Source organism: Faecalibacterium tardum, from assembly GCF_040096515.1.
GTDB lineage: Bacteria > Bacillota > Clostridia > Oscillospirales > Ruminococcaceae > Faecalibacterium > Faecalibacterium tardum.
In genome coordinates this window covers 12,741-27,311 of sequence record NZ_JBBMEO010000009.1, presented here as the reverse complement: position 1 = coordinate 27,311, position 14,571 = coordinate 12,741, and the positions used below count along the sequence as shown (strand labels likewise).

Genomic DNA, 14,571 nt, shown 5'->3' with positions numbered 1-14,571 from the left:
TAGTTCCTCCGGGCAGCTTTATGCTTCTAAGATCCAGTCCTCCACGGCCACGATCTGTCCGTGGTCGCGGTAGACGCGGGGCACGCGGCGGGAAACGCCGCACAGCACTTCATAGGGAATGGTATCGGTCTTGCGGGCAATGGTCTCTGCGGTGTCGCTCACGGTGCCGCCCCACAGGATGGCTTCATCGTCCTCGCGCACTTCCGGTACATCGGTCACGTCCACCATCATCTGATCCATGCACACCCGCCCCAGTACCGGACAGGCCTTGCCGTGGATCTCCACCACGCCCTTGCCGCAGCTCAAAAGCCGGGGGTAGCCGTCGGCATAGCCGGTGCAAAGGGTGGCTACCTTAGTGGGCTTTTCGGCGGTAAAGCGGCGGCCATAGCTGGCGCACTGGCCGGGCTGCATCTCCTTGATCATGCTCACCACGGTCTTGAGGGTCATCACCGGCTTGAAGCGCCCAAAGCGTACCTCGTCGCTGGGGTCGTAGCCGTACAGGATGATGCCGGGGCGCGCCATGCAGCGCTCCCGGGGCAAGCCCTCCGGCCAGTCCGGGTGCAGCATGACCCCGGCAGAGTTATCGCAGTGTACAAGGGCAGGCTCCCGCCCGGCGGCCTTCAGTGCGTGGAAGGCTTTCACGAACAGTGCGTGCTGCTCGGCAGTATAGGCCACATTCTCCGGGGCGGTGTCATCGGCCACGGAAAAATGCTGGAACAGGCCGGTCATTTCCAGCCCGGGCAGCGCACAGGCTTCCAGCATCTCCCGGATGGCAGCGTCAAAATCGGTGCGCAGGGCAAAGCCGATGCGCCCCATGCCGGTGTCGGCCTTGAGGTGGATATGCACCCTGCCGCCTGCCGCCACGGCAGCTTCGCTCAGGGCACGTGCCTGCGCAAGGGAGTAGCAGGCCACAGTGATGTCGTTCTGGATCAGGGCGGCGGCGTAGGCGGGCTGTACATGCCCCAGAATGAGGATGGGCAAAGTCTGCCCCGCCTTGCGCAGCTGCACAGCTTCGGTCAGGCAGCTGACCGCCAGCCATGCGGCGCCCTCCTCGGCGAACACCCGGGCGCACTGTACCGCGCCGTGGCCGTAGCTGTCCGCCTTGACCACTGCGCACAGGGGCAGTGCCCCTGCCCGGGCCTTTACCTCCCGGAAATTATACCGAAGGGCCTCGAGGTCGATCTCGGCCCAGACGTGTTTTTCAAACGGTTGTTTCTGCATGATCTGTTTCCTTTTTTGGTACGATAAAGCTGCCCCGGCCCGTGTGGACGGGACGCCAGCCGTCAATGCCGCTCTCCTGCAAGGCATGGAGGGTCTTTTGGCGGAAGGCGTGGTCGGTGCGGCAGCGCTCCTGCACAAATTCTTTGGTCTGTTCCCGCACGGTAACGCCGTCGGCGGGACAGCGGCTCTTCACGATGGGCAAGCCCGCCTCCCGCACGGCGCACTGCACCTCGTACTCGGTTGCCAGCAGCATGGGACGGATGAGGGTGAGATCCCGCTGGGAGAGGTAGGTCACCGGCGAGAAGCAGCCGATGCGTCCCTCCCGCCAGAGGTTCATATAAAAGGTCTCCACGGCATCGTCCAGATGATGCCCCAGCGCCACCTTGTTGCAGCCCAGCTCCTGCGCGGCGGTGTGCAGCGCGCCCCGCCGCAGTTTGGCACACAGGGCGCAGGGGTTCTTTTCCTTGCGGTACTCGAACACCACAGGGCCGATCTCGGTGCGGCGCACCTCGTAGGGGATGCCGTGCTGCCGGAACAGCTCTGCCAGCGCCGAGTAGTCCATGGGCTGATGGTCAAACTGCGGGTCCAGTGTGACCGCCACCACCTCGTAGTCAAAGCCGATGTACTTGCGCAGCATGGAAAGGCCAATGGTCAGCGCCACGCTGTCCTTGCCGCCGGAAACGCCCACCATCACCCGGTCGCCGGGGGCAATCATTTCATAGTCCTGTACAGCTTTGCGCATTAAACCGCAAAGCCGCTGCATTGCACGAAGATCACTCATGATAGGCTCACGCTTTCTACCAGATTGACCACATCGCTGATGGAGGCAAGCTTTGTCAGCGCCGAGACATAGACCACATCGCCGCTGTCGTAGGTGATGGTAGCCAGCACGGCGTAGTAGGTGCGGATATCGCAGCGCACCGCCTCTACGGCTGCACCCTCCACGGTCAGGTTGACCTTGCGGGGTTTGATGACGCCGTAAGCTTGTTTAAGGTCAGCTTCCGAATCCTCAATGAAGTTTTCGTAGCTGTCGGCGGTGCCCCGCTGTAACAAAACGGCCTGATAATCCTCGCTGTCTGCCGTGTCGGCAGTAGCCAGCTCCAGCACGGTGCCAAGGGTGGAATCCTCGGTCATGCGGCACACGCTCCACACGCTGCTGTCGTAGTAGACAGAGATGCCGTTCGTGCCGGTATAGTGGGTGTCAGGCGTCGCGGGGGTCTGCCGGTTCACCAGCAGGGTGAGTACCATGTAGGCTGCGATGCCCAGACAGATGAAAATGGCCATCGCTGTCAGCAGCTTGGAGCTGCGGCGCTGCGCCGAAGAAGTGCGGTCGATCTCATTTGGCATGGAAGTATTCTCCTTGTGTTGGCAAGGCGGCGGTGCACCGCCCATATCCTTTATAGTATACCACAACTGCAGCGGGATTTGTAGCGGGCAAATGGCAAAAATATGGCGGCGCGGGCAAAAAACTTTTGCAAAAATCGAAATTCAGAAAACAAGAGGATTTGAGAGAAAACAAGCGATTTTGAGAGTTTCAAAAATTTCCACTGAAAAAATCCAAAAATCATGTTGACAGGCGCGTTTTTGTGTTGTATACTGACACTCGCGCCCCAAAAGGACGCCTGAAACGTACAAAAGCTTATCAGGAGGAAATAGATATGAGCACTACTCTCGTAAAGCCCGCTGAAGTCGAGCGTAAGTGGTACCTGCTCGACGCTACCGGCAAGAGCCTGGGCCACGTCGCTGCTGAGGCCGCTGTTCTGCTGCGCGGCAAGCAGAAGGTCGATTACACCCCCAACGTGGACTGCGGCGATTTCGTGGTTGTCATCAACTGCGACAAGGCTGTTCTGACCGGCAAGAAGGCCGAGCAGAAGTTCCACATCACCCACAGCAAGTACATCGGCGGCCTGAAGAAGGTCCAGTACAGCAAGCTGATGGCTGAGAACAGCGATCTGGCTATGACCTACGCTATCAAGGGCATGATCCCTTCCAACACCATCGGTGCTAAGGCTCTGACCCGCCTGCACTGCTACCAGGGTGCCGAGCACGCTCACGCTGCTCAGAAGCCCGAGAAGATCGAGTTCTAAGAAGGAGGCAATCGAATATGTACGAAACCAAACCTTATTTCTACGGCACTGGTCGTCGTAAGGATTCCGTTGCCCGCGTTCGCGTTTACACCGGCACCGGTAAGATCACCATCAACGATCGTGATATCGACAACTACTTCGGTCTGGAGACCCTGAAGCTGATCGTCCGTTCTCCGCTGGTCCTGCTGGGCCTGGAGGGCAAGTACGACGTCGTCGTCCGCGTTTCCGGCGGCGGTGTTTCCGGTCAGGCTGGCGCTATCCGTCACGGCCTGAGCCGCGCCCTGCTGCAGCAGAGCGACGAGAATCGTTCTGTGCTGAAGAAGGCTGGCTTCCTGACCCGCGATCCTCGTATGAAGGAGCGTAAGAAGTACGGTCTGAAGGCTGCACGTCGTGCACCCCAGTTCTCCAAGCGCTGATTTATCTCAGTATGCACTTTTACGGCTCTGCTTCGGCAGAGCCGTTTTTTGTTGCTCCATTCCCGGAGAACTGGGGAGCACGACTGCGCATCTCCGGCGGTTGCCCCGCAAGGGGCGAGCCGGAGGCGCTCAAAATCTTTGCTCAAGCATCGCGTGCAGGGCGCAGCCCTGCCAGCGATGCACCCCAGTTCAGCAAGCGCTGATTTATCTCAGTATGCACTTTTACGGCTCTGCTTCGGCAGAGCCGTTTTTTGTTGCTCCATTCCCGGAGAACTGGGGAGCACGACTGCGCATCTCCGGCGGTTGCCCCGCAAGGGGCGAGCCGGAGGCGCTCAAAATCTTTGCTCAAGCATCGCGTGCAGGGCGCAGCCCTGCCAGCGATGCACCCCAGTTCAGCAAGCGCTGATTATATTTCAGATGCAACTTTACGGCTCTGCTTCGGCAGAGCCGTTTTTGTTTTAAGGGGGGAATCCGCCGCAAAAAGGTGCGTTCCCCCTTTTTTTGCGCGGCAGACTGTGCTATACTATAATTGCATTGGTGCGTGCCGCAAGGGCAGCAAACCGGTGCGTTTTACCCAAGGTAGCGTATCCCGGGCAAGGTGCACGGAAAAGGCTGTCTTTTGAAAAAAGGATAAAGAGGTCATTTATTATGCTTACTGCAATTACGGGTATCAACTGGGGCGATGAGGGCAAGGGCCGCATGGTCGACCTGATCAGCCAGGAGTACGACATCGTTGCACGGTATCAGGGCGGCAACAACGCAGGCCATACCGTTAAAAACGAGCGCGGCAAGTTCGTGCTGAACCTGCTGCCCTCCGGCATCCTGCGCCCCAACGTCGTGTGCGTTATGGGCAACGGCATGGTCATCGACCCGCATCATCTGGACGGCGAGATCAATAAGCTGCGCGAGCAGGGCATTAAGATCACCCCGGAAAACCTGAAGATCTCCGACCGCGCAACCATCACCATGCCCTACCATGTGGAGCAGGATGGTCTGGAGGAGGCTCGCCTGTCCAAGACCGGCGCACAGTTCGGCTCCACCAAGCGCGGCATCGCTTACGCTTACGGCGACAAGTACATGAAAAAGACCCTGCGCATGGGCGACCTGCTGCATCTGGACGACGCTGTGAAGAAGCGTCTGGTCACCATGGTGGATTCCAAGAATCTGGTCATGGAGGGCAGCTACAACGCTTCCCCCATCAGCGTGGACGAGATGTGGGCATGGCTCGAAAAGTATGCCGCCATCTTCAAGGACTATATCTGCGATGTGGGTCAGTATCTGGCCGATGCCGATGCCGCCGGCAAGAAGGTGCTGTTTGAGGCACAGCTGGGCGCCCTGCGCGATATCGACTTTGGCATCTACCCCTACACCACCTCCTCCAACGTCATCGGTGCTTATGCACCCATCGGCGCCGGCATCCCCGGCCACAAGCTGCACAACTCCATTGGCGTCATGAAGGCCTACTCCTCCTGCGTGGGCGACGGCCCCTTTGCCGCCGAGCTGGCCATGACCGAGGAAGAGAAGCACGCCCTGCGTGAGGCTGGCCACGAGTACGGCGCAGCTACCGGACGTCCCCGCCGCGTGGGCCCCATCGACCTGGTGGCAAGCCGCTACGGCGTGTTCTGCCAGGGCTGCGACGAGGTCGCTCTGACCCTGCTGGACGTGCTGGACTACATGGAAAAGATCCCCATGGTCACCGCCTACAAGCTGACCGACGGCACCACTACCACCCGCTTCCCCATGGGTGAGGCGCTGGATACCGCACAGCCTGTGGTGGAGTATCTGCCCGGCTGGCACTGCGATATCACCGCAGCCCGCAAGTGGGAGGACCTGCCCCAGCAGGCCCGCGATTATGTGGAGTATCTGGAAAAGGCTGTGGGCTGCAAGATCACCTATATCTCGGTGGGCGCAGAGCGCGAGGCTTACATCCACCGCGGCTGAGCTGCCGCAAAAAGCAGCCCCCGAGTTTCAGAAAAGGAAGCGTCACAGATGTTTGATATCATTACCGACAGCGCCTGCGACCTGACGCTGGACACCGCCAAGCAGCTTGGCATCGAGGTCGTGCCCTTTTATGTATCGCTGGACGGCGAGCATTACCGCAAGGAAGGGCTGGAGATCCCCGTGCGGGACTTCTATCAGTTCATGGTAGATAATCCGGCGGCCTACCCCAAGACCAGTCTGGCCTCCATTGAGGACTTCGAAAAGGCTTTCCGCGCACACGCCGAGGCGGGTCGGGCGGTATTGTGTCTGGTGTTCACCGGCAAGATGAGCGGCTGCGTGGGCAGCGCCCGCAACGCCCGGGATCTGGTGCTGGAGGACTACCCCGATGCCCGCATCGAGGTCATCGACTCTGCCGCCGCCACCGTGACCGAATCCACCATGGTGGAAAATGCCGTAGCCATGCGGGACGCAGGCTGCACCTTGGACGAGACTGTGACTTGGCTGGAAGCCGAAAAATCCACCAACCAGATCTTCTTCACCGTGGGTGATCTGGATTACCTCATCAAGGGCGGGCGCATCGGCAAGGTGACCGGTCGCGCCGCCAATATGCTGGGACTGAAGCCCATGATCCTGTTCAAGGACGGCGAGATCTTCTCCGGCGGCGTAGCCCGCGGCCGACAGAAGAGCTTTGAAAAGGCGCTGGAACAGCTGATGAACTATCTGGATGCCCACGGCGGCACCCCGGACGACTACCGCATTACGGTGGGCTACGGCTACGATGCCGACGAGGGTAAGCGTCTGTGGATGCAGACCCGTGCCGCCCTGCGCGCCAAGTACCCCGGCGCACAGTGTGAGGTAGGGCTTTTGCAGATCGGCTGCACCATCGCGGTGCACACCGGCCCCTATGCCTTGGGCATGGGCGTTATGCGCCGCTGGAAAAAGCAGGGCTGATAGAAAACAGAAGAAAACGGATAAAAATGAGATAGACTTTCTCGGAAGGGAAGGTCTATCTCTTTTTTTGTTGCAGGCTGAAACTGTAACGAATCGGATACAGTAAGAACTGCTTTTTCAGGCAGGGGGGAGCCCGCTGCCCTTATAACTTTTTCTAATGTGCCTTACTTGCCGTTCTGTTGGCAAAATTGGCAAAAAATGCTTGCATCTATGCAGTTTTGATGATAAAATCATACTGTTATAGTACGCCCAAAAGCGGGGCGCACAGGAAGGTAAAGTTTGACATTGTGGCAATAGAGTGTACCATGTGCTGCCAAGGTGCGAGGAGAAAGAGACGGGGAAAACAAAATGGAAACAGGCGAGACAATAAAAGCAGAGCTTCTGCGGCTGGAACGCTATGCACAGAATGTGCCGGGCGATTTTCACTGCTGCGCAGAGGATCCTGAAAACGGCTATCCTTTTGTTTATATCAGCGACCGTTTTCTGGAGATACTGGGCTGGGAGCGGGAAGAATTTGCGGCAAAGTTCAATAACCGCTATACAGCGCTACTGCACCCGGATGATCTGGCGGCCGGGCTGCGCTACCGGAACGCGGAAAACAGTGGGGCCTACGCACAGGAGGGCGACAGCATCTTCCGGCTGTTGGGCAAAAACGGCTACCGCTGGGTCTCCAGCGCCGCCAATAGAATCGTATGGCACGGTGATGGCTACATCGTGGCCACCGTCACGGATATTACCCCCTATATGGAACTGCGGGAAAAGCTGGAACAGCAGAACCGTACCCAGCGGGAAGCGCTGGAAAGCGCCAACCATAACCTGCTGCGGATGATGCAGCAGATGGAGAAGCAAAAAGCGCAGTTTGCCCAGACCGCCGCCCGGAATATGGAAAAAGAAAAGCACTACCGGCAGCGACTGAACCGTGACGCCCTGACCGGCACCTACAACCGCCGCTATTACGAGGAAGTGGTGCGCAATAACATCGGCCCGTCGTGCATTGCTCTGATGGATATCGACGATTTCAAGATCTGCAACGATACCTACGGCCACCACGCCGGAGATCTGGCGCTGGAAACCGTTGCAAAGGCTGTCCGCGGCTGCATCCGGGAAACAGATCTGCTGATCCGCTACGGCGGCGATGAGTTTTTGCTGGTGCTGCCCGGCATCCCGGCGGATTACCTCAGGACAAAGCTGGAGCAGATCCGCGCCGCAGTGCAAAAGGCGGTGGTGCCGGGCTACCCTCACTTCCGGCTTTCGCTGAGCATCGGCGGCGCGATGCAGACCCTTGCCGACCCCATGGAGAACGTGGTGCGCCGGGCAGACCTTTTGATGTATCAGGCCAAGAACCACAAGGACGCGGTAGCGGTGGACACACAGGACAGCCGGTTGGCGGCTCAGGAGCAAGTCTTGGAGGAAAAGCCCGTCATCCTGCTGGTGGACGATTCCATGATGAACCGCATGATGCTGACCAGCATTCTGGGCGAGGACTACCGCATTCTGGAAGCCGAGAACGGCAAACGGTGTCTGGAGCTGCTGCAGACAGAAGCAGGGCAGATCTCGCTGGTGCTGCTGGATATCAACATGCCGGTCATGGATGGCTTTGAGGTGCTGCGCACCATGAATACCAACCATACCATCGAGGATGTGCCAGTGATCATGATCTCCAGCGACGACTCGGAGGAAGCCATCCGCAAAGCGTATGAGCTGGGCGCCAGTGACTATGTGAACCGCCCCTTTGATGCCAAGATCGTCTACCGCCGGGTGTCCAACACCATCAAGCTGTACGCCAAGCAGCGGCGGCTGGTGCAGATGGTGTCCGACCAGATCCGCGCACGGGAAAAGAACACCGATGTGCTGGTGGGCGTGCTGAGCCAGATCGTGGAGTTCCGCAACGGCGAGTCCGGCTCTCATGTACGGCACATCCGCATTATCACCGAGACGCTGCTGCACCGGCTGATGGAGCTGACCAGCCGCTATGAACTGACCCCCGAGCAGCAGGATAACATCCCGCTGGCGTCGGCGCTGCACGATATCGGCAAGATCGGCATTGACGAAGCCATCCTGAACAAGCCCGGCAAGCTGACCGCAGAAGAATTTGCGGTGATCAAGACCCACAGTATGCTGGGCGCAGAGATGCTGCACAAGACCGAAAACTTTGCCGAGCAGCCGCTTTTGCAAACCGCCTACGAGATCGCCCGCTGGCACCACGAGCGCTGGGACGGCAAGGGCTACCCGGACGGGCTGAAGGGCGACGATATCCCCATCAGCGCGCAGCTGGTCTCCATGGCAGATGTGTATGACGCGCTGACCAGCGAGCGGTGCTACAAAAAGGCCTTCCCGCACGAGACCGCCGTGCAGATGATCACAGACGGCGAGTGCGGAGCCTTCAACCCGCTGCTGATCCAGTGCCTGCTGGACGTGCAGGGGGAACTGAAACAGGAAATTTTACAATGGTAATGTGAGGACATCTACGCGTGACAAAACAGCGATCCAACCATAAAATACCCCGCCGTACCTTTTTAAAGGCATGCGCGGCGGCAGCGGCAGCCGGGCTGACCGCTTGCGGCAAAACGCAGGCGGCGGCAGCGCTGCCCGAGCTTACGGTGGGCAGCGATAACTACCCGCCGTTTGTCTACATGAATAATGACAGCACGCCCACCGGCATTGATGTGGACATTGCCACCGAGGCCTTTGCCCGCATGGGGTATGCGGTGCGGCTGGAGATCATTGACTGGGAGCAGAAAACCAAGCTGGTGGAAAGCGGTGCCATCGACTGCATCTGGGGCTGCTTTTCCATGGATGGGCGGGAGCAGCTGTACCGCTGGGTAGGCCCCTATATGGTCAGCCGTCAGGTGGTGGCGGTCAATGCGGACAGCAGCATTGAAACGCTTGCCGACCTTGCGGGCAAGACCATGATGGTGCAAAGCACCACCAAGCCGGAAGAGATCTTCCTCGCCGGCACCGACCCCCGCATCCCGCAGTTTGGTGAACTGCTGAGCACCGAGGATCGCAGCATACAGTACGCCATGCTGAACTGCGGCTATGTGGATGCCATTGCCGCCCACGAGACCGCCATTTTGCAGTATATGCAGGACTGCAATGCCAACTTCCGCATTCTGGAAGAGCCGCTGCTGGTCACCGGCATCGGCGTAGCCTTTGCGCTGAACGACACCCGCGGGCTGGACGAAAAGCTGGCCGAGACCCTTGCTGCCATGCGCGCCGACGGCACGCTGAAGCAGATCGTAGGCAAGTATCTGCCAGACCCGGAAAAGTATCTGGAGGTGGACGCCCTTGAACCGTAACAAGAAAACGTTCACGCCCGGTATGCGGGTGGCGGCGCTCTATCTGCTGATGGGCGTGCTGCTTTTGCTGGCAGTCACCCTCTTCTCCGGGCGGGAGTCCATACGCGCTACCGAGGAATACTTTGACCGCACCATCAACTTTGTAAAGGTGCAGTCCACCAGCTACGAAAAATACAATGACACCATCACCGCAAAGTCGCTGCGCCGGATGGCAGTGTCGGTGCGGCAGCTGGCGGAAAATGACGCCTTGGACCTCTACGACCCCGAAAGCCTCCGGGCAGAAACGGAGTCCCTCTGGCTTACCGGCATTGCCGTACTGGACGAAAATGGAGAATCACTGTGCGAATATACGAATGGTAATATTAGCTATGCGCAGTTTGCGGAATCTCTGCGGGAGCAAGCCGCGCTGAACGTGCTGCAAAACCCGCAAAAGACCTACCTCAAGCGCATTCTGTTACAGGATGGCACGGCGGTGGATGTTGCCACCCGCCGCGCCGCAGCAGGGGACGCCGTGCTGCTGGCTTACCGGGTGACCCCGCCGGAGTTTGTGGAGGGCGCAGCCCTGTCCATCCAAAGCGTGCTGGACGGCTACCCGAAGAACATCAGCGGCACCATCTTTATCGTGCAGGACAACAAGGTGATCGCTGCAAACGACCCGAGCCTCATCGGACTGTACACCACGAACAGCCCGCTGGTGCAGGGCATCCGCAAGGCCGGTGCGCCCGATACCTTGACCCACACCCGCGACTGGGCAAATTCCGGCTGTTATTTCGGGATGTACAGCAACGGACAGAATTTTGACCTGTATCTCTATATCGACGAAAAATCGGTGTTCCGCAATTCCAGCAGCGCACTGCTGACAGCACTGATCTTCTATCTGATCTGCGTGGCGGTGCTGCAAACGCTGCGCCGCCGCTCAATGGCGGCTGCGGAGCAGCAGCGGAAAGAGCAGGAGCAGAAGTACCACGCTCAGCTGGAGGAACAGAACCGCAAGCTGGAGCTTGCCGTCCGGCACGAGGCAGCGGCAAACCGCGCCAAGCGGGAGTTTTTGTTCAACATGAGCCACGACATCCGCACCCCGATGAATGCCATTATCGGTTTCACCTCGCTGGCGGCGACCCATATTGAGAATAAGGAGCAGGTGCTGGATTATCTGAAAAAGATCTCCACTTCCAGCCAGCACCTGCTCTCCCTCATCAACGATGTGTTGGATATGAGCCGCATTGAGAGCGGCAAAGTAAAGATCGAAGAAAAGGCGGTGCATCTGCCGGATCTCGTGCACGATGTGCGCTCCATCATCCAGCCCAACATCAGTTCCAAGCGTCTGGCGCTGTTCATCGACACCATGGACGTGGTGGACGAGGATATCATCACCGACCCGCTGCGGCTGAATCAGGTGCTGCTGAACATCCTTTCCAATGCTATCAAGTTCACCCCCACCGGCGGCATGGTGAGCATCCGCATCGCCCAGAAGCCCGGTGCGCCCAAGGGCTGCGGCAATTACGAGTTCCGCATCAAGGATAACGGCATCGGCATCAACAAGGAGTTTCAGAAGCACATCTTTGAGGAGTTCACCCGGGAAGAAAGCTCCACCGTCAGCGGCATTCAGGGTACGGGTCTGGGTCTCTCCATCACCAAGAATATCGTAGACCTGATGGGCGGCACCATCGCCCTTGAAAGCGAGCCGGGCAAGGGCAGCGAGTTTATCGTGAACCTCTGCTTCCCCCTCAGCGGGCAGAAGGCGGAGATCAAACAGCTGCCCCAGCTGGAAGGGCTGCGGGCACTGGTGGCGGACGACGACACCAACACCTGTCTGAGCGTCAGCACCATGCTTTCCAAGATCGGCATGCGCCCGGAGTGGACCATCTCCGGCAAGGAGGCGGTCATCCGCACCAAGTACGCCGTGGAGCAGGGCGATGCCTTCAGTGTGTATATCATCGACTGGCTCATCCCGGATATGAACGGCATCGAGATCGTGCGGCAGATCCGCAAGGTCATCGGGGACAGCTGCCCCATCATCATCCTGACCGCCTACGACTGGGCAGATATTGAGGAGGAGGCGCGCGCCGCCGGTGTGACCGCCTTCTGCGAAAAGCCGCTGTTCCTCTCGGAGCTGCGCAAGGTGCTGGCAGAGCCCTTCCGGGTGCAGTCGGCGCAGACGCCTGCCCAGCAGCCCAAGGTGGACTTCAGCGGTAAGCGCCTGCTGCTGGTGGAGGATAACGCCCTGAACCGGGAAATCGCCATAGAGATCTTAAAGGAAGCAGGCTTCCTTGTGGATACCGCCGAGGACGGCGTTGAAGCGGTGGAAAAGATGGAGCAGTCCGCGCCCGGGCGGTACGACCTGATCCTGATGGACATCCAGATGCCTCGGATGGACGGCTACGAAGCTACCCGGCGTATCCGCGCCCTGCCTGACCCCCGCAAGGCGGGCATCCCCATTTTTGCCATGACCGCCAACGCCTTTGAGGAGGACAGGCAAAACGCCCTGAATGCGGGCATGAACGGCCATATCGCAAAGCCGCTGGATATCCCGCACCTGCTGAAGGTGCTGAAAGAAGCGCTGAAATAAGAACCCGCTCACGCATCGCTACGCGATGCCAGCTCCCCCTCGGGGGAGCTTTTTTGTTTTTGCCGGTCAGCGCTTGAGAGCGTTTAGCCCGGCGGGGCATTCCAGACCGTCCTGCACAGCAAAAAAGCCGCTGCACAAAAAGTGCAGCGGCTTTGCGGGGTGTCACCTCACAGCCAGCGCTCAGAGATGATCCACCACATACCGGGCAGGTTGATCCGACCCAGCAGATGCTCCAATACGATCAGCATGGTATTCTCCTTTCAGACCGTCCGTTTCAGCCGAACAGCCCCTTCAGTAAAAACAGAAGCAGCTTAGTCAAGCTGCCGCCGCCCAAAAGGTTGAGCAGCGGCCCAAGGCCTTGAAACATGGAAGGTTTGCTCCTTTCGTTTCATTCCGTCCCGGCTGCTGCCGGGTGCCGGTCTGCCTTATATACGAACCAGCCCGCCGCAGGATTGCAAATGCCGTTGTGGTAAATACTGGAAAGAAAACCCTCTCAGGCTCACATTCGTTTGCCAGCTCCCCCTTTCGGGGGAGCTGGCAAAGCCGTCAGGCTTTGACTGAGAGGGTTCGGCTGCCGTATGCCTTTTATTACGACCCTTCCCCTGAAAAAGTTGCTCAGAAACGCCCGCAGGCGTTTCTGAGCAACAAATCCAAAATACTATTTCCGCTGAAAATGCCCATAGCAGCGCGGAGGGCATTCCCAATCGTCTTACTTAAAACGCTTCCATGCCGGGGTAGACGGCGCTTTCGCCCAGCTGCTCCTCAATGCGCAGCAGCTGATTGTACTTTGCCACACGCTCGGTGCGGCTGGGTGCACCGGTCTTGATCTGGCAGGTGTTCAGCGCCACAGCCAAGTCCGCAATGGTGGTGTCCTCGGTCTCGCCGGAGCGGTGGGAGCTGATGGCGTTGTAACCGGCCTTGTGTGCCATCTTGATGGCTTCCAAGGTCTCGGAGACAGAGCCGATCTGGTTCAGTTTGATCAGGATGGCGTTGCCCGCACCCAGCTGGATGCCCTTTGCCAGACGCTCGGTGTTGGTCACAAACAGATCATCGCCCACCAGCTGCACCTTGCCGCCCAGCTCGCGGGTCATCTGCTGCCAGCCCTCCCAGTCCTCTTCGTCCAGACCGTCCTCGATGGAGATGATGGGGTACTTTTCCACAAGGCTCTTCCAGTGTGCGATCAGCTCGGCAGAGGTAAACTCGGTGCCCGCCTTGGGCAGCTTGTAGAAGCCCTTGCCCTTGGGGCTCTTCCACTCGGAAGCGGCGGCATCCATTGCCAGCATAAAGTCCTTGCCCGGCAGATAGCCCGCCTTTTCGATGGCAGCCAGAATGGTCTCGATGGTCTCCTCGTCGCTGGAAAGGTTGGGTGCAAAGCCGCCCTCGTCGCCCACAGAGGTAGCCAGACCCTTGGACTTCAGGATGGCAGCCAGCGCATGGAACACCTCGGCGCACCAGCGCAGCGCTTCCTTAAAAGAGGGTGCGCCCACCGGCATGATCATGAACTCCTGCGTGTCCACGGTGTTGGCGGCGTGTGCGCCGCCGTTCAGGATGTTCATCATGGGCACGGGCAGGCGGTTGCCGTTTACGCCGCCCAGAAAACGGTACAGCGGCATTTCCAGCGAAGCAGCTGCTGCGCGGCAGGCTGCAATGGACATCGCCAGAATGGCGTTTGCGCCCAGATTGGACTTGTCCTTGGTGCCGTCGGCTTTGATCATGGCGGCGTCCACGGCGTAAATATCGGAAGCATCCATGCCCACCACTGCGTCCGCAATGACCGTGTTGATGTTTTCCACTGCCTTGGTCACGCCCTTGCCCAAGTAGCGGCTCTTGTCGTCGTCCCGCAGCTCCAGCGCCTCAAACTCGCCGGTGGATGCACCGGAAGGGGCGCAGCCGCGCGCCACAGTGCCGTCCGCCAGCGTGATCTCGGCTTCCACGGTGGGATTTCCGCGGGAGTCTAAGATCTCGCGGCCTACAACAGATTCAATTTCCAGATAATTCATCTTGAAACCCTCCTGAATATCATTTTCTCTCCCATACTGCCCGGGCGGGCAGATGGAGAACTGCTCTATTTAGATAGTTATATATAA

General features: G+C 59.0%; 11 protein-coding genes. 7 read left to right on the top strand and 4 right to left on the bottom strand.

Features of this window, described 5'->3' with window-relative positions; translation table 11 throughout:
• Positions 1–18: 18 nt before the first annotated feature.
• Genes alr through WMO44_RS07640 form a run of 3 tightly spaced genes read right to left on the bottom strand, consistent with a single transcriptional unit; the run spans position 19 to position 2,568 of the window.
• On the bottom strand, positions 19–1,221 hold the full coding sequence (gene alr, locus WMO44_RS07650) for an alanine racemase (protein WP_097783053.1): 1,203 nt from the start codon (positions 1,219–1,221) through the stop codon (positions 19–21).
• Complete coding sequence (locus WMO44_RS07645) at positions 1,202–2,002, bottom strand: tRNA 2-thiocytidine biosynthesis TtcA family protein (RefSeq protein ID WP_005921098.1); 801 nt, start codon at positions 2,000–2,002, stop codon at positions 1,202–1,204. The genes alr and WMO44_RS07645 overlap by 20 nt, the downstream gene beginning before the upstream one ends.
• Positions 1,999–2,568 (bottom strand): hypothetical protein, encoded by a 570-nt coding sequence (locus WMO44_RS07640; RefSeq protein ID WP_349152222.1) that lies wholly within the window; start codon positions 2,566–2,568, stop codon positions 1,999–2,001. The genes WMO44_RS07645 and WMO44_RS07640 overlap by 4 nt, the downstream gene beginning before the upstream one ends.
• 311 nt (positions 2,569–2,879) lie before the next feature.
• On the opposite strand from WMO44_RS07640, the gene rplM reads away from it, so the two are divergent.
• The 7 genes from rplM to WMO44_RS07605 all read left to right on the top strand — a co-directional run bounded on the left by rplM (position 2,880) and on the right by WMO44_RS07605 (position 12,484).
• On the top strand, positions 2,880–3,308 hold the full coding sequence (gene rplM / locus WMO44_RS07635; RefSeq protein ID WP_055185524.1) for a 50S ribosomal protein L13: 429 nt from the start codon (positions 2,880–2,882) through the stop codon (positions 3,306–3,308).
• Between the two features lie 17 nt (positions 3,309–3,325).
• Positions 3,326–3,724: a 30S ribosomal protein S9 gene (gene rpsI, locus WMO44_RS07630; RefSeq protein ID WP_005929995.1), complete on the top strand. Its 399-nt coding sequence runs from the start codon at positions 3,326–3,328 to the stop codon at positions 3,722–3,724.
• A 648-nt stretch (positions 3,725–4,372) separates the two neighbouring features.
• Positions 4,373–5,665 (top strand): adenylosuccinate synthase, encoded by a 1,293-nt coding sequence (locus WMO44_RS07625; protein ID WP_349152221.1) that lies wholly within the window; start codon positions 4,373–4,375, stop codon positions 5,663–5,665.
• A gap of 48 nt (positions 5,666–5,713) precedes the next feature.
• Positions 5,714–6,616: a DegV family protein gene (locus WMO44_RS07620; protein WP_249240750.1), complete on the top strand. Its 903-nt coding sequence runs from the start codon at positions 5,714–5,716 to the stop codon at positions 6,614–6,616.
• A 348-nt stretch (positions 6,617–6,964) separates the two neighbouring features.
• On the top strand, positions 6,965–9,070 hold the full coding sequence (locus WMO44_RS07615) for a diguanylate cyclase (RefSeq protein WP_349152220.1): 2,106 nt from the start codon (positions 6,965–6,967) through the stop codon (positions 9,068–9,070).
• Positions 9,071–9,087: 17 nt separating this feature from the next.
• On the top strand, positions 9,088–9,915 hold the full coding sequence (locus WMO44_RS07610) for a substrate-binding periplasmic protein (RefSeq protein WP_349152219.1): 828 nt from the start codon (positions 9,088–9,090) through the stop codon (positions 9,913–9,915).
• Complete coding sequence (locus WMO44_RS07605) at positions 9,905–12,484, top strand: hybrid sensor histidine kinase/response regulator (RefSeq protein WP_349152218.1); 2,580 nt, start codon at positions 9,905–9,907, stop codon at positions 12,482–12,484. Before WMO44_RS07610 ends, WMO44_RS07605 begins: the two co-directional genes overlap by 11 nt.
• A 713-nt stretch (positions 12,485–13,197) precedes the next feature.
• Here the strand turns inward: WMO44_RS07605 and eno are convergent.
• Positions 13,198–14,484, bottom strand: a complete 1,287-nt coding sequence (gene eno, locus WMO44_RS07600; protein WP_349152217.1) for a phosphopyruvate hydratase — start codon at positions 14,482–14,484, stop codon at positions 13,198–13,200.
• Positions 14,485–14,571: the final 87 nt, after the last annotated feature.

Coding starts and splice junctions, on each gene's coding strand:
- WMO44_RS07620 (WP_249240750.1), top strand. CDS start 5,714: ATGTTTGATATCATTACCGACAGCGCCTGCGACCTGACGCTGGACACC.
- rplM (WP_055185524.1), top strand. CDS start 2,880: ATGAGCACTACTCTCGTAAAGCCCGCTGAAGTCGAGCGTAAGTGGTAC.
- WMO44_RS07625 (WP_349152221.1), top strand. CDS start 4,373: ATGCTTACTGCAATTACGGGTATCAACTGGGGCGATGAGGGCAAGGGC.
- WMO44_RS07615 (WP_349152220.1), top strand. CDS start 6,965: ATGGAAACAGGCGAGACAATAAAAGCAGAGCTTCTGCGGCTGGAACGC.
- eno (WP_349152217.1), bottom strand. CDS start 14,484: ATGAATTATCTGGAAATTGAATCTGTTGTAGGCCGCGAGATCTTAGAC.
- rpsI (WP_005929995.1), top strand. CDS start 3,326: ATGTACGAAACCAAACCTTATTTCTACGGCACTGGTCGTCGTAAGGAT.
- alr (WP_097783053.1), bottom strand. CDS start 1,221: ATGCAGAAACAACCGTTTGAAAAACACGTCTGGGCCGAGATCGACCTC.
- WMO44_RS07645 (WP_005921098.1), bottom strand. CDS start 2,002: ATGAGTGATCTTCGTGCAATGCAGCGGCTTTGCGGTTTAATGCGCAAA.
- WMO44_RS07640 (WP_349152222.1), bottom strand. CDS start 2,568: ATGCCAAATGAGATCGACCGCACTTCTTCGGCGCAGCGCCGCAGCTCC.